The organism is Lachnotalea glycerini (assembly GCF_003201285.1).
Lineage (GTDB): Bacteria > Bacillota > Clostridia > Lachnospirales > Lachnospiraceae > Lachnotalea > Lachnotalea glycerini.
Genome location: NZ_QICS01000005.1, coordinates 130,004 through 150,782, shown reverse-complemented (window position 1 = coordinate 150,782; position 20,779 = coordinate 130,004). Strand labels below are relative to the sequence as shown.

Here is a 20,779-nt window from a genome sequence, read left to right as displayed (position 1 = left end):
ATACATGAAATTAAAAATCGGCAACGTAGAGCTTGAAAACAATTTAATACTGGCACCTATGGCAGGAGTGACGGACCTGCCATTTCGATTATTGTGTAAACAGCAAGGAGCTGGTTTACTATGCATGGAAATGGTAAGTGCCAAAGCCATTTATTATAATAATAAGAATACAGATATTTTAATGGAAATAAGTGAGCAAGAACGTCCTGTTTCTTTACAACTGTTTGGATCTGATCCTAAAATAATGAGTGAGATGGCCAAAAGAATTGAAGAAAAACCCTTTAGTTTGTTAGACATTAATATGGGATGTCCGGTACCAAAAGTGGTAAACAATCAGGAAGGCTCTGCACTTATGAAAAATTCAAAGCTTGTAAGGGAAATTGTTTCAAAAACAGTGAAGGCGATTAAAAAGCCGGTTACTGTTAAAATCAGAAAGGGTTTTGATGAGAACAGCATTAATGCAGTTGAAATTGCTAAAATAATTGAAGATTGTGGAGCTGCGGCAATTGCTGTACATGGCAGGACACGAGAACAGTACTACTCCGGTAAGGCGGATTGGAATATAATCAGACAGGTGAAAGATAATGTTTGTATACCCGTTATCGGGAATGGAGACGTTGACAGTCCTCAAAGTGCAGCTAAGATGCTTAATGAAACAAACTGTGACGCAGTTATGATAGGGAGAGGAGTCAGGGGAAATCCTTGGCTGTTTTCACAAATTAATGAATATTTAAATACAGGAAAGGAAATTGAAAAGCCATCTGCTTTGCAGGTAAAGGAGGCAATTATAGAACATGCAAGGCTTCAGGTAGAACATAAGGGTGAATGGATCGGGATCAAAGAAATGCGTAAGCATACAGCCTGGTATATGGGTGGATTTCCCAATTCTGCAAAGCTTAGGAAAAAAGTGAATGAGGTCGAAACGCTTGAGGAGCTTATTTTTCTTTTGGATCAGTATTTGGTATAAATCACATACGAATAAAGTATACTAGTTTGAGATTAAAAAGAAAGTTCTAAGGAATTTTATTTGTAGGTTCTAAAAGACAAAAAGTATGGAAAACTAAATGACAAAAAAGTATAGGAAATCTTGACATTAAGAAACCTATAAGTTATAATTCTGTAATTGCAGCGTTATGGAAAATTAATTATTGTAGAAGATGGGAATATCCATATTAATATATATTATGTACAGGAAGGGTGTAGTGTGAGATGGAAGAAAAGAAAAACTTACTAACTTATGAAGGGCTTAGAAAATTAGAGGAAGAAATTCAGGATTTAAAGGTTAACAAGCGAAAAGAGGTTGCGCAAAAGATCAAAGAGGCCAGAGAGCAAGGTGATCTTTCTGAAAATGCTGAATACGATGCTGCAAAGGACGAGCAAAGGGATATTGAAGCAAGAATTGAAGAGATTGAGAAAATATTAAAGAATGCTGAAGTTGTTGTGGAAGAGGAAGTTGATTTAAATAAAATAAGTGTAGGCTGTAAGGTTAAAGTATTTGACTTTGAATTTGATGAGGAAATGGAATTTAAAATCGTTGGTTCAACAGAGGCTAACAGCTTACAGGGAAAGATATCAAATGAGTCACCTGTAGGGAAAGCTTTGCTTGGATCTAAAAGGGATGATGTTGTAACGGTAGAAACACAGGCTGGTAACTGTCAGTATAAAGTATTAGATATACAAAGATCGAACTAAGAGGAGTGAAAATTTTGTCAGAGCAAAAGAATGTACAGGAACAGGATATTAATCAATTAATCAAGGTACGTCATGAAAAATTGAGTGAATTGCAAAGTACGGGTAAGAATCCGTTTGAAATAACCAAATATGATGTGTCGAATCATAGTACAGATATTATTAATAATTTTGAATCCATGGAAGGCAAAACGGTGTCTGTAGCTGGCCGTATTATGTCAAAACGTGTCATGGGAAAAGCGTCTTTTTGTAATATTCAGGATTTGCCGGGCAATATACAATCTTACGTGGCACGTGATAATATTGGAGAAGAATCTTATAAGGATTTTAAAAAATATGATATTGGTGATATCATTGGAATTAAAGGTGAAGTATTTAAGACGAAAACAGGTGAGGTTTCCATTCATGCCACTGAGGTAACTTTGTTATCAAAGAGTTTGCAGATACTTCCAGAGAAATTTCATGGTCTGAAAGATACAGATATTCGTTATAGACAAAGATATGTTGATCTTATTATGAATAAAGAGGTAAAAGAAAGCTTCGTGAAGCGTTCTCAAGTGATTCATGCTATTCGAAGCTATCTGGATGAACAGAACTTTATTGAGGTTGAGACTCCTATGCTTGTACAAAATGCAGGTGGTGCGGCAGCAAGACCTTTTGACACACATTTTAATGCTCTTGATGAAGATTTACATCTTAGAATATCGCTTGAATTATATTTAAAGAGATTAATTGTAGGTGGCTTAGAAAGAGTTTATGAAATTGGAAGAGTATTTCGTAATGAAGGACTAGATACAAGACATAATCCGGAATTTACATTAATGGAATTGTATCAGGCGTATACAGATTATCACGGCATGATGGATTTGACGGAAAATCTGTACCGCTATGTAGCACAGGAAGTAAATGGTTCGTTGATTCTGACTTATGGTGAGCATCAAATGGATTTATCAAAACCCTTTGAACGCCTTACTATGATAGATGCTGTTAAGAAATATGGTAATGTAGATTTTACAGAGATTAAAACGACAGAGGAAGCAAAGGAATTAGCTAAAAAGCATAATATTGAATTTGAGGAAAGACATAAAAAGGGTGATATATTAAATCTTTTCTTCGAGAGATATGTAGAGGAGCATCTGATTCAGCCTACTTTCATTATGGATCATCCAATTGAGATTTCTCCGCTTACTAAGAAGAAACCTGAGAATCCAGAATATGTTGAACGCTTTGAGTTCTTTATGAATGGGTGGGAAATGGCAAATGCGTATTCAGAGCTAAATGACCCTATTGACCAAAGAGAGCGATTTGAAGCGCAGGAAGAATTAAAGGCTCAAGGGGATGATGAAGCAAACAGTATTGACGAAGACTTCTTAAATGCATTAAACGTAGGTATGCCTCCAACAGGCGGCATTGGCTATGGAATAGATCGTATGGTAATGATGATGACGAACTCACCGGCGATTCGAGATGTATTATTATTCCCTACGATGAAATCGAAAGAGATATAAAAATAGCCTTAAAAGCTTATAAATACGCTACTTTTTAAAGTGTAAAAATTGCTTTAAAGGATTGTTTTACACTATATTTACACCAATAAATATAAAAAGCACTCATTTTCTGTATTGAAAGTAAGTGCTTTTTAGATGCTCATAAATATAATTGGTATATTATGATGAACAGTAGTTCAGATTGATTTGTTATCAGTTGTATCAGTTATCTCATCTTTTTTTACAATAGTTACTTTTATGTCTACATGTTCACGCTCGGATATAATTCGAGCGACTGTCTCATACATTCTTTTAATATTTTCTTCACTCATTTTCGTTTTTATTATTCCAATCCTCCTTAAATTGCCCAAGTATAATGTTTAAAGTATTTAATATCTGATATTTTAATGTCTCACCATTAATAACAAAATTATAGCCATCATCAGTGTGAACATTATGCCTAATATTATAGCCAGTAATGCAATGTTTGTTGATTGTATTAAGTAGCCAAACACATGATGGATTTTCTAATAGCTTATTGAGAATGGCAGTGAAAAAGAGTATTACAGACAGCATAAAAGTATCAACAGAGCAAGCAAGTAGTAATGTAGAGGTAGCAGATGAATCCTATATACATGCATTGCATAGCATTATTGGTAAGATGAAACCAAGTCATCTTAAAAGAATGTACAAGTTAGCAACATACTTGTACATTTATGCAGAATAGAGGCAGTGTAGGAGATACGGAGGTGTAAATATGGCAAACAAAAAAGAATAGATAGCAAGGGAAGAACACTGAAAAGTGGAGAAAGCCAAAGGAAAGATGGTCGATATCAGTATCGCTATACAGATAGATTCGGCAAAAGGCAGTGCGTGTATAGTTTGAAACACTGCCGAATGATATGATTAATGGTAAAAAAAGCGATGAATTAAGTCTTAGAGAACTAGAAAAGCAAATTGATAGAGACATTGATGATGGTATCCGGACAATGGAGAGTAATAAAATTACACTCAATGATATGTTTGAAAGTTACATGGAGACAAAACGGAATCTTAAAATGTCAACACGCAGCAATTATATATATATGTGGGAGAAATATATTAAAGACAGCACAATAGGCAACAGACCACTCGCAAAGATTAGAAAAAGTGATGTGATACGATTCTACACTAGTCTGTTAGATGCAGGATTCAAAACCAATTCGTTGGAGACTATACACACTATCATGCATCCGACTTTGAGTATGGCGGTAGATGATGATATTATAAGAAAGAATCCAAGTGATGGAGTATTGCAGGCATTAGATAAGACCGAATCAAAACCGGATTTTGTATTTACAAATAGATTTGATAAACCACACAATCCAATGTGTATTAACAGGGCAATAAAGAGGATATATACAGCATTCAATGAGCAGGAAAAGCAGCAGGCTAAAGAAGAACATAGAACACCTGCATTATTGCACCATTTTATTGCACATATAGGCATACATTTTGTATTGCTTTTGCGAGAATGAAACTAATATAAAAGTAATACAACAATTTATGGGGCATTCAGATATTAGTGTAACAATGAATATCTATAGTCATGTTACAGAGGACAAAGCAAGGGAGACTATGCAAATTTAGATAAAAAGTTTAAACTATCATAGAATAGGAAAAAGGCAGCATGTATTAATTTACTTGCTGCTTTGTGTTTATAAAATAAATAAAATATTACTACAACTAGTTATAATGTGATATGATATAAAAAATACATAGGGGAGTATAAATAAAATGAATGATAATTACTTTCAAATTACTGACGCTAATATTCTCTCAAATGAGAATTTACGAGAACCTCAGATAGAAGCATATGTAGAGGCTTATAATCACTTTGTAACAAATAATAATAATACACATGCTATAATAGTTTTACCTACAGGGAGTGGAAAGACGGGATTGATTGCTACTTTGCCGTATGGTATAGCTGAGGGACGTGTATTAGTTATTGCACCACAATTAACAATATTAGATACTATAGAGGAAAGTTTAGATAGTGGAAGCGCGGATAATTTTTGGTCTAAGAGAGGTGTAATTAAAACCCCAAATAATTTGCCAGTAGTTGTACGATATGAGGGAAGAACAACTAGAATGGAACATATGATTAATGCGAATTTTGTTATAGCCAATATTCAAAAATTGCAAGCGCGTAATGAAATGGCTCTTTTAAATCAATATGATCCAGATTTCTTTGATATGATTATAATTGATGAGGCACATCATGCAGAAGCACGAACTTGGTTAGAGAATCTTCAACATTTCTCAAGCGCAAAAGTAATAAAGATTACAGCAACAGCTTTTCGAACAGATGGGAAAAAATTAGTAGGGGAATTAATTTATAAGTATAAGTTAAGTCAAGCTATGAGCAATGGATATGTAAAATCTTTAGAAAAGTTTGACTACATTCCGGAAAATCCTCAATTTACTATAGATGATGATGGGCAATTATATTCACTGGAAGATGTTTTACAAATTAAGGATGAAGAATGGGTTAGCCGTTCAGTAGCGTTATCTGATGAGTGTAAAAAAAGAATAGTAGATGAAAGTGTAAAATTGCTAAGAAAGAAACGTAGTGGAACTAGGGTACCGCATAAAATTATTGCAGCAGCACCATCTATAAATGATGCTAAAAAAATAACGGCTATGTATAATGAAGTTGGAGTTAGGGCGATTGCAATATATAATGATATGCCAAATAGAGAACAAGCATTTTTGGAAATTGATAATCATAGAGTTGACGCAGTAGTTAATGTGTCAATGATGGGGGAGGGATATGACCATAAGTACCTTTCGATAGCTGCTATATTTAGAGCATTTAGAAGTTTATTACCGTATGAGCAGTTTATTGGAAGAATTCTTAGAGCAATTCCGGAAGATGAAATCGCCCGAGAGACAGATAATATTGGAAGTGTTGTTGCACATGAACTTTTATTCTTAAATGATCTCTGGAATTATTATAAAGAACAAATACAAGAAAGTGATTTTATTAAGGAATTACGTGATATTGACTTGGAGGACGATGGAGATTACATAAAGGATAAGGAAACGGGAAAATTAATCGAATTTGGCGAAGTAATTGAATCGGGAAATGGTAGTCTTAAACATGAAGTATATATGGACGGGCGTTATTTACAGGAAGCAGAGCGAATCAGAAAAGAGCGAGAACGTAAGAAAAAGGAATTAATAAAGTTATTAGAAATTTCTGACGAACAAGCAGAGCAGATATTGGAACAACAATATTCTGATTCAAGTCAATATAAAAGACCTGATATTATACTAAAGCAAAGAAATAAACTCACTGATAGAAACATAAGAGAAGTTATTGTACCAGAATTACTAGTTGCAGCGGAATTAGATATCAAAGGAGAAGAGTTGAAAAGTTTTCAAATCTTTCAAGGAGGTAGATATTCATGGATTCCGTCAAGAATTCCTACTAATGGAGGGATGCTTGCTACATATCTAAATACTTTTTTGAAAAACGAAATAGGAAGAAAACGTGAAGAATGGAGTAATGATGATTACGCACGAGCTGCAAAGCTTTTAGATCAACAATCGGAATATTTAATGAATTTTTTGAAAGGAGAAAATGAATGAATAATTTTATAAATCAAATATATGGATTGACAAATATTGCATTATTAACACCTCAGAATTTAGTGGAAAATATTCAACTGGACAATTACTTAGAAATTAAGTATTTTACTAAAAATAACGAAATCGTTTGTGAAATGCTAACAGAAGATGAGGATAAGGAAAAGGCTGTATATTTATATTATTTTAATATGAAAAATCAACTGCAACGCGCGTATGCAGAATATAGAAATGAGAATATAGAAATATTTAATAGAGGTAAAGAATTAGAGTGTTTACTTGCTGAATATGATGATGCTATGAAATCTAGCATAGCTTGAGTAGTATGAGTTTTTTATTATAGTGAGGATTTGCAGCAATCTTGTACATCACTTTAATTTTTTATTATTGTAAAATTAGATTACACCAATTACAGGGTGAATGATAATATAAGATAAACAGGTTGATGCCTGATGTGACGCTGAAACTTTGCATTTAATATAATAATGAAATGTTATAAACAAAGATAAAAAGAGGGTATTTCATTTCCCGACGATGAAGAGCTTTGATAAATAAGGCTAGTGAAATTAAGTGCTACGAGGATTTTGAGAAGAGGTTAACCAAGAAATGACCAAGAAAAAAGAAGTCATTTACATGGATTAACGTTTAGATAAAGAATTATTAAGAGTTTAATTTAATAGAATAAAGCACTATTAGAGGATATTTTCTAAAGAAATTTAGAATTTATCCTTTTTTGCATTATGGAAATTAGCACAAGTGAACCATGATATGCCCCGATTAAAAACCGTTCTGCTCTTTTTGAGTATTAGAATTTTATTTGTTGCTTATTTTTGCTCAACAGCAATATTGTTTTTTTCAATAGTCAATTCTTTGTGTAAATGATGAGCCATAAAAACAGTTATAACAGCAACAAGCAGATCTGCAATTGGCTGTGCAAATAGGATGCCACTCAGACCAAAAAGTCTTGGTAAAATCAAAATTACTGGAAGAAAGCAGATACCCTGTCTACAAGCCCCGAGAAAGCACCCTTCTTTTGCTTTTCCCATTACAAGGAAAAGGAAAGAATAGACGGTATAAAATCCAAAAAGCATAAAGGAAACTCCATTAGCCCGTAGTGCCAGTTCACCGATTCTAATCATTTCCAGATCTCCTTTGGTAAATAGAGAAACAATGTTTTTAGAGAAAATGACTGCAATTAGACCAAAAATGATACAAAATACAGTGGACCAAATGATAGAAGTTTTGATTGCATCATTTAAACGGTCAAAATTTTTTGCTCCGTAACTAAAGCCGGCAATTGGTTGAAAGCCTTTTAAAAAACCAAAAACAATCAAAGTTCCTACAGTCATTATTTTCGTCACAGGTCCCATTGCAGCTAGAGCTGAGTTCCCGTATTCTGTTGCAGCGTTGTTGATCATTGCAATGGAAAAGCTGGTAAGTATCTGAAATAGCATTGTTGGAATGCCTACTTTCAATATTTCAGATATAATTCCATCACCAAAATGACATTCTTTGATGCGAAATGTAAACATACTTTTTCTACGAAAGATATAAGCTAGATAAATGATTGTTGTCACTATTTGTGATATGGCTGTTGCAATGGCTGCACCGGCAACACCAAGGTGTAAAGTATAGATTAGGATAGGATCTAAAATTACGTTAAGAACAGCTCCACACATCAATGCATACATTGCTGTTTTTGCAGCCCCTTCACTGGATACAATATTATTCATTGTAACATTAAAGACATTAAAAATTGAAAAAGTGAGGTAGATTGCAGTGTAGGTAAGTGCATAGGGCATGATGCTTTCTATCGCTCCAAGTTGTTTTAAAATTGGCTTCAAAAAAAGTAGAAAACCTATGATTGTGAAAGTACCTATTGTGATGCTGCTGTATAGGGCAGTACTTGCAACTTTATTGGCAGTGCCTTTGTCCCCGCGCCCTAGCAGTCTTGACAAGTACGCAGCGGCACCATTTCCAAATAACAGTCCCAGTCCAACGACTATTTGACCTAATGGAAAAGCTACGGTGATTGCGCCCATCTGATCGGTTCCAAGCCCTCCTACGAAGTAAGTATCCACTAGATTGTACAGGGCATTAATCAGCATTCCAATCATTGTGGGAAGGCCTAGTGCTAGTAGCGCTTTGGGGATTGGAACATTACCTAGTAGTTGCATTTTTTTGTTTGATTCATTCATAATAATAAGCTCCTTTCACTTGACATGAGATATTTAATAGAGTACTATAAATTACAGTACTAAAGGCAATATACATAGTACTATAATTTATAGTACATGTCAAGAAAAAGGAGAAAGATATGGCAGCAATTGATTTAATCGTTTTGGGAATGTTAAAAAAAGAACCCTTAAGTGCATATGATATTCAAAAATTGGTAGAGTACCGTAATATTTCAAAATGGGTAAAGATTAGTACACCATCCATATATAAAAAAGTAATTCAGCTAGAGGAAAAGGGACTAATCTCAAGGTTGACTGTTCTGGGTGAGAATCGGGCTGATAAAGCAATCTATTCTCTTACAAATACAGGAGAAAAAGAATTTGAAAAGCTTATGGAAGAAATTTCAGATAATCCAATCCGCTTTTTTTTGGATTTTAATGCTGTTATAGTGAATATAAATTATTTACCAGTTAAACAACAAAAACTATGTTTAGAGAAAATAGAAAAAAATGTTAGAACATTAAAATTACAAATGGAAGAAAACATGAATAAAAAACAAGATAATACTACAATTCCAGAATCAGGTCTTGCGGTTTTGGAGCAACAATATATACTGACGCAGTCAATTGAAAAGTGGATTGTGTCTGTGAAAGAAAGAATAATAAAAGATGAAAGAAATTGAGTCCTTGCATTTGAAAAGATAGAAGCTGCTGAAAACTGGATTCAAGAAGATGAGTTATTTATTAGAGAATACTAAATAATTCTTTGACCAAAAAAATATAAAAAGACCAACACTTAACCAAGATGATATTTATGTAGAAAAGTACGTCAGAAATAAAGTATAAGATTTTGCCTGTATCTTGATCAGACAGTGCTAACTAACAACAAAAGTATTATACTTGACATATAAATATTACGGGTGTAATATTTAAGAGCGTAAAGAAAATTCTAAGTATGATTTAAAATGGTATTTATATGGAGGTCAAAATGCGAGACAAAAATAGAAGAAGGAAGAAGCGCAAAAGTAAACTTATAATGATGTTAATATTTTTTTTGACAACTATTTCGGTGGGCATAATCGTATGCGCAGTTGTATTTTTAAATAGGAGTAATGGTTGGAAAAATCCTAAGGAACTTCTGGTTGAATATATGAATCACATTCCGGAAAAAGAATACGAGAAAATGTATAAGCTTCTGGATGTGGAAGCTTCCGGAAATATCAGCCAGGAGGATTTTATAAAACGAAATTCTGCTATTTATGAAGGAATAGAAATGCAGAATATGACAGTGGAGATAATGGAATATGATAAGGAACAAATGACTGTAAAGTATCAAACATCCTTTGACTCCGTTGCGGGAAACATTGCTTTTGAAAATGAGGCTTATTTTGTGAAAGGAGAAGATAGTTATAAGCTTATATGGAATGATGCATTAATTTTTCCAGTTTTACAATCAACGGATAAGGTTAGGGTATCAACAACACAAGCAGAGCGTGGAGAATTGTTGGATAGAAACGACAACGTACTTGCAGGAAAAGGAGTAGCTTCGTCGGTAGGAATTGTTCCGGGAAAATTGGAAAACAAAGATAGCGCGATTGAAGAAATTGCAAAATTACTGGAGATTGAGCCACAAACTATAGAAAATAAGTTAGCTGCGCAGTGGGTAAAAGAAGATTCCTTTGTTCCAATAAAAACTGTTGCTAAAGTAGAGGAAATAGAATGGATGACTTTAAATACAGATGAAGAAACGCGGATAGAAAAGGAAAGGCAAGAGAAATTGCTAGCAATTCCAGGCGTTATGATTTCTGATACAAAAGTAAGAGAATATCCTTTAAAAGATGCCGCTGCTCATTTGATTGGGTATGTCCAAAGTGTTACAGCAGAGGATTTAGAAAAGCATGCTGATGAGGGATACACGGCAAACAGTGTGATTGGTAGAAGTGGAATGGAAAGTCTATTTGAAACAGAATTAAAAGGACAAAACGGATGTAGAATCTATATTGAAGATACTAATGGAAATGAGAAAATAGAATTGGTAAACAAGGAGGTGCAGAATGGAGAAAATATAAAATTAACGATAGATTCAGATATTCAGTCTGCATTGTATGAACAATTTCAAGAAGATAAAAGCTGTTCTGTAGCTATGAATCCATATACCGGTGAAGTATTGGCATTGGTCAGTACACCATCATACGATAACAATAGTTTTATATTGGGAATGACTGATGAACAATGGACTTCGCTCAATGAAGATGAAAGGAAGCCATTATATAATCGATTTCGGCAAGTATGGTGTCCAGGGTCTTCATTTAAACCGATTATTGCTGCAATTGGTCTGGAATCAGGGGCAATTGATCCGACGAAAGATTATGGAAATGAAGGCTTAAGCTGGCAAAAAGATTCTTCTTGGGGCTCCTATTATGTGACAACACTTCATGATTATAAGTCTGCGATTCTGGAAAACGCGTTAATCTATTCAGACAATATTTATTTTGCCAAAGCAGCGCTTGAAATCGGTGCTGAAACATTAAAAACCTCTTTACAACAGTTGGGATTTAATCAAGAACTGCCGTTTGAGATAACTATGGCTGTTTCACAATATTCCAACACAGAGAATATTGAAACCGAAATTCAATTGGCAGACAGTGGCTATGGACAGGGGCAAATTTTGGTCAATCCATTGCACTTAGCAAGTTTATATACAGCTTTCTGTAATAATGGAAATGTGTTACAGCCGTATCTGAAATATCAAGAAGAATTAAAAGCAGAGAGTTGGATTTCAGAAGCATTCTCAAAAGATGTGGCAAATAAAGTATTAGAAGGAATGAAAAAGGTGGTTAATGATCCCAATGGAACTGGTTATGCATCTCATAGAGAGGATACTGTTTTAGCGGGAAAAACAGGAACAGCCGAGATAAAAGCTTCCAAAGAAGATACTTCCGGTACAGAGCTTGGATGGTTTGCGGTATTGACTGCGGAACAGACCGCGAAAAAGCCAATTATGATTGTTAGTATGGTGGAAGATGTAAAAGGAAGAGGGGGAAGTGGTTATGTTGTGGGGAAAGTCAATCAGGTCTTGGATGGTTGGTTTAGCAGAGCAGAGTAAGATAATATTTAAAAGGAACTTGGTTACAATTATTTATAAAAGATGGTAATCTTTATCGAAGTCTAATAGTTGAAACAGAGTAGAAATTTTCTTTAAATCCTTACAAGTTAAGGGAGGTGACAGATGAGAAGAAGAGAATTATTGACTGTACTTATTTTAATTTTGTTCGGAATCTCAGGATGTAGTAGAAGCTCTCAAAATATCCAACCTGCAGAGGCGAGTGAAATTAATGCAACGACTTTAGAGCAGAATATAGATGAAGAGTCAAAAAAGATTGCAATGCTCTATCAAGATATTTATGAGAAAGCTGTGAACGAGAATAAATTGGGCAGCCTGGGTGTTGTTCAGAATATCGCAAATCGACTTGGAGAATATGGGTACGCTGCAATAGACACGGAAAATCAGAATCAGATTAATATGCTTCATCCAGAGTTGATAGAGCAGTTTATCAAGAAGGTTGAAGATAAGCAAGAGGGAGAGGCAACTTTTTTTTCTATTATAGAAAGTGGGGGGTTTATACGCTTTGATTTGGAAACCTCTGAAGGGAAGGTATATGTCACCAGGAGTGTTTTAAATTGGGAGGATGGCATTCCAATTGTTAGTTACAAAGACTGTTATGAGGCATATGATTGGGTTTATTCTGAAAATGGGTATTTGTTTTTTGAAGAATACTTCCCGCCAGGGTATGATGGAGCCCCTGGCTATACGGCTGTTCGTGTGAAATCATTAGATGAAAAATGCAGGGAACTGAATCGACAATATATTCTTCCAATTGGTTATGGCTCAAACAATATGTTCATTTTAAATTGGAGTGAAGATAATTTTGATACACTTAATTTTTATGATCTTTTTGACATCTTGTATCCTTATGTGTATAAAAACCCTACACCTTATGTGAAATCTTTAGAAGGAGAAATATATCATGTGCCTAAGGACGAGTTTGAAAAAGTCATCCAGTCATATTTTGAAATAGACAGTGATGCATTACAAGCTAAGACGAGGTATTTAAAACAGAATCAAGTTTACGAATATAGAACGAGAGGATTTTACGACTGTGCATGTACCCCTAATATTCCATATCCCGAAGTAATTTCATATCAAGAAAATGAGGATGGAACAATTAAGCTTACTGTAAATGTTGTCTGGCCGGAAGAACATCTGGCGGAAGCTTTTTGTCATGAGGTTGTAATAAGACCATTAGAAGATGGGAAATTACAGTATGTCTCAAATCGTGTAATTCAATCAGAGAAAAATGTGGAACCCACATGGTACACAGAAAAGTTTACAGATGAGGAATGGGAGGAGCAATAGGGGGTATTGAAATGAGAGCATATTCTTTTTCCTAATATTAGTTGCAATTATAATAACAAAAGGCACTCAATCAATGAAAATTGAGGTGCACCCAATAAGTTAGACTTAAAAATCTATTTTATGGGGGCAGTTCAAATTCAAGGAGTGCCTCTTATAATAGTTAATTCCAAATTTGCAGATCAGATAATATGGATAGTGCTATTTCGTATGCTTTACTTCCAGTAGCATCCGACTCTGCCTGTATATTTGTTGAAAAAAAGTATGTATGACCAGATAACTCAATATAACCAATAAACCATCCGTTAATGTTCTGACCATTTACCTGGCCGGTTCCTGTTTTACCATAGATGGAACCTTGTGTAGAGGAGGATAAACAGATGGCGTCTTTCAATGCCTGAACATTTTCTGTAGAAAATCCAAAATCATTTCGGTATAGTTTTTTTAATAGGTTAACCTGCTCAATCGGAGAAATTTTCAAAGAGGATTCCATCCAGTAAGACGAAAAATCCCCATTAATATCCTGATTCCCATATCCGATTTCTTGGATGTATTTTTTGACTGTCTGAAAGCCAATTTGTGAGTTAATAGACTGGAAATACCAGTTAACAGAGTTTTTCATTGCTGAGTTCAAATCCTGATCAGTATTCCACGTTTCAAATGGATAAATTTCTTGATTCCATTTCATCTGCGACTGCTCCCTCGTAATGATACCAGTTTCTAATCCAAACAATGCGATAAATATTTTGTAAGTGGAATTAGGAGCTGACCGAAGGGTAGCGTAATCTTTGTTGTAAATTTCCCAGACATTATTTTCTAAATCGTATAAGACAAAACTTCCATCGTATCCTTTATAGTATGAAGATAGATCAGTGCTGGTAATCGTTTCATTTTTTGTCTCCCACTGATAATGGTTTTCCGTGCAGGCATAAATAGAAAGAACAGGGGTAAGACTAATGAGCAGGAGAGCAATCAGGCTAAAGGATGCGATACCTTTCAATTTCTTACGGAAAGAAGGAGTCTCATAGGATGCAATATTTAGGATTCGTTGCTTCATTTGCTTCAAGTTTCCGCCGATGCCGCTAGCAAATGGGAATGGGAGGAGAGAAACTTTTTCTGCAAAATCAATCAGTGTGTTTCCGTAAGCTTCGTATTCATTTTCGCTTATCATCTCTAAAACAGAGGTATCGCAGGCAACCTCACGGTCATTGCGCATTTCCTTTAATGCGTACCAGACAAATGGATTGAACCAGTAAATTACACCTGCCAAATTCATTAGATGATTTGCCAGAGCGTCTTTGTAGCGATAGTGTTGTAGTTCATGAAGTAACATATAACGCATTTCTGTGATATTATAGTCAGAAATTAAGTGTATCGGTAAATAGATGCTTGGTTTAAAAAGTCCAACTATTATAGGTGATTTCAAAAATGCAGTACTGTAAATTGGAATCTCTTTTTTTACATTCATTTCTCTTAAACATTGTGTATATAATTTCCAGACTTCCCTATTTTGCAAAGGGAGCGAGGATTTCTTTAATTGATGTAGAAGCAAGTAAGATTTTATTATTAGTATAAATGTAATAAATATTCCGACTGCCCATATACCCAAAAGGAAAAGCCAGACAATTGATGGGGCTTTTCTACTAACTGATAGGGTAAAGTCATTTACCCAGTTTGTTGTGTCGGGAGCGTTAAGGAGTATGGTTGGCTGAGTGATTATTTTATTATCAAAAGTGGTTGGACTTCCTAAGTTTTCAATCCAAGATAAAATTTGCAAAAACCCGACTAAGCGAATTGGTAAAAATGGTACAACAAGAATAGTAAGAAAAACGAACCACAAGTTATATTGCATTCGGTTGGAAAGGTTCTTTTTAAAAATAAGCTTGGCGGACAGAAGTATTCCGATGATAATAGAAACAAAAAGATTACTGATAAGAAAACGAATAGCGAAATTTTCCACATTAATTCCCTCCATTTTTAGGTCTCTTTGAGAGAATAGAGCGGAGATTGTCTATTTCCAGTTCAGACAGTTTGTCGTTTTCGATATAGGAAGATAGCATGGCAGCTATATCACCATTATAAAATCGATCTAAAAAAGAATTGCTTTCCTGACTGAGATAATCACTTTCTTTCACTAATGGGGTGTATACAAATACTCGGCTGTGTTTTTCATAAGCAAGAGCACCTTTGGTAACAAGACGTTTTATCAGGGTTTGTATGGTCTTGGGGCTCCAAGTCGTTTGTTTGGTTAAATAATTTGTTATTTCATTAGTACTAATTGGAGCATAGTTCCATACGATCTTCATAACTTCAAATTCAGCTTCAGAAATTTGTGGCAAATCTTTCAAATTTAGTACCTCCTTAATCTTACGGTTGTAATATAAGTATTATAGCTTTTTATATTTTTCCTGTCAATGAAATATAAGACTATATAAGAAGACGTAGAAAATATTTATTAGTGTTATCTAGACTTGATGGTAAGAGGTTAATGAAACGATTATCTTAATTTATTAAATTAATTTTATAAATATACTAAAGTCTCACACCAAATAGCCGATAATCTTAGTAAGAATTATTTGAAATGCAGAAAGGAGTGTTAATATGAGAATAGAAGCGTACAATCAAATAAGTCAAGTATACAATACGGAAAAAGCAAATAATATAAAACAGAATATGAAAGCTAGTCAGAATGATAAATTAGAAATATCTCAGCAGGCTCGGGATTATCAGATTGCCAAAAATGCCGTTGCACAGACAGATGATGTTCGAGAGGATTTGGTTGCTAAATATAAAGCAGAGATTCAATCAGGGGAATACGAGGTCAGTGCTGATGATTTTGCAAATAAAGTAATTGAGAGCTACAATAAGCTAATGCTTTAGGATAATTGTGTTAACGGTTATATAGCCAGCCATATAAAGCTATAAATAAACAAATAATATTTTCAATAATGGAAATGAGGATGACACGTGGCAAGTTTGATAGAAAATCTGATAGATGTTTTGGAAAGAGAAAACAAAGAATATGAAAAGCTGGTCGTATTATCTGAAGAAAAAACAACAATTATTGTAGAAGGAGATATTGTTAAGCTACAGGAAATTGTCGATAAAGAACAGCCAATTATTGATGTAATCAATCAATTAGAAAAAAAACGTGTAGAAATTATTAATGATGTAGCTATTGTATTGAACAAGGATGTTACAACACTTCATTTAAAAAATTTAATTCGTATACTAAAGGGTCAGCCAAATGACCAATATAAGCTTGCAACGGTACATGATAATTTAAGTTCTACGGTAAAGAAAATGGAAGCAATTAATGAGAATAACAAAATGCTTTTGGAGCATTCATTAGAAATGATTGGTTTTGAAATAAATTTAATTCAGAGCATGAAAAAAGCACCAGAAACAGCTAATTATGGCAAGGATGCCTACAGCACTGGAGATGTACTTATTAATACAAGCGGATTTGATGCCAAACAATAAGAAAGTATAAAGAGGTGAGAAAATGGGTGGAATGGGCAGCCTATATATTGGAGTATCTGGATTACAGACAAGCCAGAATGCATTAAATACAACTGCACATAATTTAGCCAATATAGGAACAGACGGTTATGTAAGGCAGCAGGTAGTGCAGTCGGATACATTATATAATACAATCAAATATGGCGCTGTAAGCTTACAACAAGTCGGCATCGGTTCGACAGTAGCTCAGGTCAGGCAGGTAAGAGATATTTTTTTAGATCAGTCCTATCGATTGGAATCAGGACGGTCTAATTACTATGATGTGACTTACAATACTTATTATGAAATTGAATCGATATTGGGAACCTTAGGAGGCTCTGAATTTAGCGATTCCTTAGATAAATTAAGTGATGTATTTAATTCACTTTCAACTGATCCATCGGATACTTCTGTTCAAACTCTTTTAAAGCAAAGAGCTTCTGAATTTATTGAGGATGCACAAAATGTATATTCTTTATTAAAAGAATATCAAAATAGTTTGAATGACCAGGTGGCAGATACGATTGATGATATCAATGAATTGGCCAACACCATTAATGAATTGAACCAGAAAATTGAATTGGTAGAGGCCGGGGGAGTTGAAAACGCAAATGATTTGCGAGATAGCCGAAACTCGGCGTTAGACGAGCTTGCTGGATTAATTAATATTACTTATTCTGAGAATTCCAATGGCGTGGTTACGGTTAGTGCGGAAGGTGTTCCGTTAGTTACAACGACCAGCGTGAATGAAATGGGATATACAATCGATGATACGACTGGATTTATAACACCTACATGGCCAGACTATAAGGACAAAAATGTATACAACATGAATGTAGAGATTTCTACTGAGAAGAATACAAATGTCGGTAAATTAAAGGCTCTCTTGGTTCAAAGAGGTTCAGATACAGCAGATTATTCTGATATACCTGTAGCTGAAGATTATCAGGATTCATCAGGAAACTGGACAACGGGAAGCTGGACAATTGACGGAACCACTTATACGGATGGAAAGTCGGCTTATTCAGCGGCTAAGAATTATTATGACAATAACACTTCTTTATCCGGTATGATGAATACACTTGCTGAATTTGATCAACTGATTCATAGCGTTGTTACTAAAATTAACGATATTTTGTGTCCCAATACTACAATGACTGTAGCAACAGGCGAAACATGGACGGACAAAAATGGCAATACGCTGACAGCAGGAGAAACGTATACCTGTCTTGATGTAGATAATTGTGGACAATCAGCAGATGGTACAATTGGAACAGAGTTATTTTCAAGAGGGGCAACAGACAGATATACAAAATATACTTATACAGATACAAGCGGAGAGGTTCATACTAGCTATATATATAATGAAGAAGATACAACTGACATTAACTCAATGTACACAACGGAAAATTTGAAAGTAAATTCTACAATTACAGATAATGTAGAAAAACTACCACTGTATACTTCAAATGGTGCAGTAGATTATGAAAAGGGTTTAGCACTTTATAGCGCATGGACAGATAAGTCAGTTGCTCTAAATCCAAATTCAACTGCAAAATCTTCATTTCAGGATTATTATTCAAAATTAGTAGATGAAGTAGGCAATATGGGGTATTTATATAAAGGCTATTCTGATTCACAGGCCAGCACGGTATCAGGACTCGATGATGATAGGCAGATGGTGATTGGTGTTTCATCAGATGAGGAATTAAGCAATATGCTGCGATATCAAAATGCTTATAATGCATGTTCACGTTACATCAATGTTGTAAGTGAAATGCTTGAAACTATAATTACTTCATTAGGAAGAAGCTGATAGGGGGGAAAGATAATGCCATCAACATTTTTAGGTTTAACAATTGCAACATCCGGCCTTTATACATATCAAACGGCTATCAATGTCACTGGTAACAATATAGCCAATGTAGAAACTACAGGATATACAAGACAGAATGCTGTACAATCTGCATCAGAAGCATTAAGAGCTTACACAACCTATGGTCAAATTGGAACAGGTGTACAAACAACTTCAATTGAACAGCTTAGAGACAGCTATTATGATGCTAAGTATTGGAGTACAAATACAGCAGTAGGCGAATATGAGACAAAAGATTATTATATGGAGCAGATAGAATACATATTGAATGAGTCCACTACAACATCTGGCTACCTGACAGCTTTCAATACTTTTTTTAATTCATTAAATACAGCTGCTGGTGATTCTTTGGATACATCTAGCTTAACGCAATTTGTCAATGATGCTCAAAGCTTTGCCGATTACTTCAATGCCTTATCAACTAGTTTTGAGAAAGTACAAGAAGATTCAAATGAAGAAATAAAAACTTATACGGATAAAATAAACAGTATAGCGCAGCAAATTTATCAGTTGAATGCTCAGATCAATACATCATTACTAGCAGGCGGAAATGCAAATGAATTAAAAGATCAAAGGGCCCTTTTGGTGGACGAACTGTCGGAAATTGTACCCGTCGAGGTAACAGAGGTTTCAATTAAGAATTCAGAAGGCGAAGATTCTGCCGCTACCAATTATACAGTAACTATAGTTGGTCAAAAGCTGGTTGACAGCAGCAGCTATAATCAATTAGAATGTGTTGCACGTACAGAGAAAGTGAATCAGTCAGATGTAGATGGTTTATATGATGTGCAGTGGACAAATGGAAATAAGTTCAGCGCAGCAAGTTCTAATGTGAGTGGAAAATTAAGGGCTTTAATTGAGGTAAGAGATGGTAATAATTCAAATAATTTTTCTGGAAGCATTACGAATGTAACATCAGTAGATGCAAACAATACTTTGGTTACAATATCAAGCACAACTTATGATAACTTAAATCAGATGAATTTAAATGCTGCAGGAACGATTACACTGGGCAATAAGCAGTATACCTATGATTCATACACAGCAGCTTATAATTCTACAACCGATAAGTATGAATATACGTTCAATATTACCAGTGATAATTCAGCGGTTACTGCTTCCTTGGTTGGAACAAATGCAAAAATTGGTTCCAGTGTTGATTATTGTGGAGTACCATATTATATGTCTCAAATTAATGAATTTGCTAGAACTTTTGCAGAGTCAGTAAATAATATATTGGTGACTGGCTTTAACTCATCAGGTGATATTGGAGGTATTTTATTTACAGGTACGTCAGTAACAGGAGCAGAATATGATTTTGCTGTTTCAGGTGCTGTTACTGAAATAACAGAGTCAAGTGGTACATCTACAGTAAAAGTGGCTGCGGACAGCGGAGAAACAGCAACACCGGCTCAATCAGGCAGTATTTATATTAATGGAGTGGAATATGATTATGATAGCTATACCTATGATTCAGCAACAAATATTTATTCCTATCAAATAAGCGGCAGCCTATCTACTTCCTTGGTTGGTAAGAATGCGGATACTTATTCCCTTACTAAAACAAATAGTACAGATAGTTATAATCAGTTGACAGCAGGAAACTTAAAGGTATCTAGTAAGTTGCTGTCAGATCCTAATTTGTTGGGAACAACAACAAATACTTCATTAACTAGTTCAGCCGATGTTTTAAATAGTTTATATAGTATACAAAGCGATACCAGTCAACTTTCCTTTAGAGGAGGAACTGCATCTCAATTTTTGGTTTGCCTTGTTTCCGACAGTTCTGTGGATGCGGAAAAAGCATCTACATTTTCAACAAAATTTAGTACACTTTTGAAAACAATTACAAATCAAAGATTGTCTGTTTCTGGAGTTGACAATGATGAAGAAGCAGTTAATCTTGTTAAATTTCAAAATGCATATGATTTATCATGTAAGTTGGTTTCAGTTTTACAAGAGATGTATGACAAACTAATTAATGAAACCGGAGTGTAGGAGG

At 34.6% G+C, this 20,779-nt stretch carries 19 protein-coding genes; 16 read left to right on the top strand and 3 right to left on the bottom strand.

Going from position 1 to position 20,779, the window contains the following annotated elements; all coding sequences use genetic code 11:
* Nucleotides 1-4 precede the first annotated feature (4 nt).
* The 9 genes from dusB to C8E03_RS11635 all read left to right on the top strand — a co-directional run bounded on the left by dusB (nt 5) and on the right by C8E03_RS11635 (nt 7,129).
* Entirely contained in the window at nt 5-967 is a 963-nt protein-coding gene (gene dusB, locus C8E03_RS11660) for a tRNA dihydrouridine synthase DusB (RefSeq protein WP_110291128.1), read from the top strand.
* A gap of 242 nt (nt 968-1,209) precedes the next feature.
* Nucleotides 1,210-1,692, top strand: coding sequence for a transcription elongation factor GreA (greA, locus tag C8E03_RS11655; protein WP_094377573.1), 483 nt, complete (start codon nt 1,210-1,212; stop codon nt 1,690-1,692).
* A 14-nt stretch (nt 1,693-1,706) separates the two neighbouring features.
* Nucleotides 1,707-3,197 carry a lysine--tRNA ligase gene (gene lysS / locus C8E03_RS11650; RefSeq protein ID WP_110291127.1) on the top strand — a complete coding sequence of 497 codons (1,491 nt, stop codon included), beginning with the start codon at nt 1,707-1,709 and terminating at the stop codon, nt 3,195-3,197.
* 529 nt (nt 3,198-3,726) lie between these two features.
* Nucleotides 3,727-3,903 carry a hypothetical protein gene (locus C8E03_RS21970; RefSeq protein ID WP_170122983.1) on the top strand — a complete coding sequence of 59 codons (177 nt, stop codon included), beginning with the start codon at nt 3,727-3,729 and terminating at the stop codon, nt 3,901-3,903.
* Between the two features lie 14 nt (nt 3,904-3,917).
* A complete protein-coding gene (locus C8E03_RS22840; protein ID WP_334294026.1) occupies nt 3,918-4,082 on the top strand; it encodes an integrase DNA-binding domain-containing protein in 165 nt (54 codons plus the stop codon).
* Nucleotides 4,079-4,693 carry an N-terminal phage integrase SAM-like domain-containing protein gene (locus tag C8E03_RS11645; RefSeq protein WP_242993500.1) on the top strand — a complete coding sequence of 205 codons (615 nt, stop codon included), beginning with the start codon at nt 4,079-4,081 and terminating at the stop codon, nt 4,691-4,693. The genes C8E03_RS22840 and C8E03_RS11645 overlap by 4 nt, the downstream gene beginning before the upstream one ends.
* Before the next feature lie 28 nt (nt 4,694-4,721).
* On the top strand, nt 4,722-4,805 hold the full coding sequence (locus C8E03_RS22835; RefSeq protein WP_242993516.1) for a hypothetical protein: 84 nt from the start codon (nt 4,722-4,724) through the stop codon (nt 4,803-4,805).
* 147 nt (nt 4,806-4,952) lie between these two features.
* Entirely contained in the window at nt 4,953-6,812 is a 1,860-nt protein-coding gene (locus tag C8E03_RS11640) for a DEAD/DEAH box helicase (protein WP_110291126.1), read from the top strand.
* Entirely contained in the window at nt 6,809-7,129 is a 321-nt protein-coding gene (locus tag C8E03_RS11635) for a hypothetical protein (RefSeq protein WP_110291125.1), read from the top strand. Before C8E03_RS11640 ends, C8E03_RS11635 begins: the two co-directional genes overlap by 4 nt.
* Nucleotides 7,130-7,633: 504 nt before the next feature.
* Here the strand turns inward: C8E03_RS11635 and C8E03_RS11630 are convergent.
* Nucleotides 7,634-9,007 carry an MATE family efflux transporter gene (locus C8E03_RS11630; RefSeq protein WP_094377575.1) on the bottom strand — a complete coding sequence of 458 codons (1,374 nt, stop codon included), beginning with the start codon at nt 9,005-9,007 and terminating at the stop codon, nt 7,634-7,636.
* 119 nt (nt 9,008-9,126) lie between these two features.
* Here C8E03_RS11630 and C8E03_RS11625 point away from each other — a divergent pair, with 119 nt between their 5' ends.
* The 3 genes from C8E03_RS11625 (at nt 9,127) to C8E03_RS11615 (ending at nt 13,403) form a co-directional block, all read left to right on the top strand.
* On the top strand, nt 9,127-9,669 hold the full coding sequence (locus C8E03_RS11625) for a PadR family transcriptional regulator (RefSeq protein WP_094377576.1): 543 nt from the start codon (nt 9,127-9,129) through the stop codon (nt 9,667-9,669).
* Nucleotides 9,670-9,974: 305 nt separating this feature from the next.
* Nucleotides 9,975-12,092, top strand: a complete 2,118-nt coding sequence (locus C8E03_RS11620) for a penicillin-binding transpeptidase domain-containing protein (protein ID WP_110291124.1) — start codon at nt 9,975-9,977, stop codon at nt 12,090-12,092.
* A gap of 123 nt (nt 12,093-12,215) precedes the next feature.
* A complete protein-coding gene (locus C8E03_RS11615; protein WP_110291123.1) occupies nt 12,216-13,403 on the top strand; it encodes a DUF6070 family protein in 1,188 nt (395 codons plus the stop codon).
* A 160-nt stretch (nt 13,404-13,563) separates the two neighbouring features.
* Here the strand turns inward: C8E03_RS11615 and C8E03_RS11610 are convergent, their stop codons facing one another.
* A complete protein-coding gene (locus C8E03_RS11610; RefSeq protein ID WP_110291162.1) occupies nt 13,564-15,360 on the bottom strand; it encodes a BlaR1 family beta-lactam sensor/signal transducer in 1,797 nt (598 codons plus the stop codon).
* 1 nt (nt 15,361) lies between these two features.
* Nucleotides 15,362-15,748, bottom strand: coding sequence for a BlaI/MecI/CopY family transcriptional regulator (locus C8E03_RS11605; protein ID WP_094377579.1), 387 nt, complete (start codon nt 15,746-15,748; stop codon nt 15,362-15,364).
* A gap of 253 nt (nt 15,749-16,001) precedes the next feature.
* Between C8E03_RS11605 and flgM the strand changes: the two genes are divergently transcribed.
* From flgM to flgK (C8E03_RS11585), 4 genes are all read left to right on the top strand, one after another.
* A complete protein-coding gene (gene flgM / locus C8E03_RS11600; protein WP_094377580.1) occupies nt 16,002-16,280 on the top strand; it encodes a flagellar biosynthesis anti-sigma factor FlgM in 279 nt (92 codons plus the stop codon).
* An 87-nt stretch (nt 16,281-16,367) separates the two neighbouring features.
* The gene (locus tag C8E03_RS11595; RefSeq protein WP_110291122.1) at nt 16,368-16,883 is read left to right on the top strand and encodes a flagellar protein FlgN; all 516 of its coding nucleotides are present in this window, start codon (nt 16,368-16,370) and stop codon (nt 16,881-16,883) included.
* Nucleotides 16,884-16,905: 22 nt separating this feature from the next.
* Nucleotides 16,906-18,717: a flagellar hook-associated protein FlgK gene (flgK, locus tag C8E03_RS11590; RefSeq protein ID WP_110291121.1), complete on the top strand. Its 1,812-nt coding sequence runs from the start codon at nt 16,906-16,908 to the stop codon at nt 18,715-18,717.
* Between the two features lie 15 nt (nt 18,718-18,732).
* Entirely contained in the window at nt 18,733-20,775 is a 2,043-nt protein-coding gene (gene flgK / locus C8E03_RS11585) for a flagellar hook-associated protein FlgK (RefSeq protein WP_094377583.1), read from the top strand.
* The last annotated feature ends 4 nt before the right edge of the window (nt 20,776-20,779 follow it).

Excerpts from the sequence above, each read along its gene's own strand:
- C8E03_RS22835 (WP_242993516.1), top strand. The coding sequence starts at position 4,722 with ATGGGGCATTCAGATATTAGTGTAACAATGAATATCTATAGTCATGTT.
- C8E03_RS11640 (WP_110291126.1), top strand. The coding sequence starts at position 4,953 with ATGAATGATAATTACTTTCAAATTACTGACGCTAATATTCTCTCAAAT.
- C8E03_RS11635 (WP_110291125.1), top strand. The coding sequence starts at position 6,809 with ATGAATAATTTTATAAATCAAATATATGGATTGACAAATATTGCATTA.
- greA (WP_094377573.1), top strand. The coding sequence starts at position 1,210 with ATGGAAGAAAAGAAAAACTTACTAACTTATGAAGGGCTTAGAAAATTA.
- C8E03_RS11620 (WP_110291124.1), top strand. The coding sequence starts at position 9,975 with ATGCGAGACAAAAATAGAAGAAGGAAGAAGCGCAAAAGTAAACTTATA.
- dusB (WP_110291128.1), top strand. The coding sequence starts at position 5 with ATGAAATTAAAAATCGGCAACGTAGAGCTTGAAAACAATTTAATACTG.
- flgK (WP_110291121.1), top strand. The coding sequence starts at position 16,906 with ATGGGTGGAATGGGCAGCCTATATATTGGAGTATCTGGATTACAGACA.
- C8E03_RS11630 (WP_094377575.1), bottom strand. The coding sequence starts at position 9,007 with ATGAATGAATCAAACAAAAAAATGCAACTACTAGGTAATGTTCCAATC.
- C8E03_RS11625 (WP_094377576.1), top strand. The coding sequence starts at position 9,127 with ATGGCAGCAATTGATTTAATCGTTTTGGGAATGTTAAAAAAAGAACCC.
- flgM (WP_094377580.1), top strand. The coding sequence starts at position 16,002 with ATGAGAATAGAAGCGTACAATCAAATAAGTCAAGTATACAATACGGAA.
- C8E03_RS11645 (WP_242993500.1), top strand. The coding sequence starts at position 4,079 with ATGATTAATGGTAAAAAAAGCGATGAATTAAGTCTTAGAGAACTAGAA.
- flgK (WP_094377583.1), top strand. The coding sequence starts at position 18,733 with ATGCCATCAACATTTTTAGGTTTAACAATTGCAACATCCGGCCTTTAT.
- C8E03_RS11615 (WP_110291123.1), top strand. The coding sequence starts at position 12,216 with ATGAGAAGAAGAGAATTATTGACTGTACTTATTTTAATTTTGTTCGGA.